The organism is Chryseobacterium sp. 27AL, assembly GCF_057815395.1.
Genome location: NZ_JBYRIW010000062.1, coordinates 1 through 232, shown reverse-complemented (window position 1 = coordinate 232; position 232 = coordinate 1). Strand labels below are relative to the sequence as shown.

The following is a 232-nucleotide window of genomic DNA, read 5'->3' as shown; positions in this document are numbered from 1 at the left end:
TTATTAAAGACAGTAAAGTGAAGTTGTACACCGGGAAACCCATCCAAAACAAACGTGGAAATATACATCATCGGGAAGAAAAAGTGGAGACAGATTTTCGATTGGTGGTTATTAAAAATGAGAAAACAGGTAAAGAATTTTGGTTTATAACCAACGAGTTTGAACTTTCTGCCAAAGAAATATCGGACTATTACCGTAAAAGATGGGATATTGAAGTGTTCTTCAGGTTTAT

Annotated in this window: 1 protein-coding gene; it reads left to right on the top strand. The window is 34.5% G+C overall.

The genetic code is table 11. The annotated features are described in order from the left end of the window. Window positions 1-17: 17 nt before the first annotated feature. Window positions 18-232, top strand: a 215-nt coding sequence (locus AC3WV0_RS18195) for a transposase (protein WP_488847497.1), incomplete at its 3' end; no start/stop codon positions are given.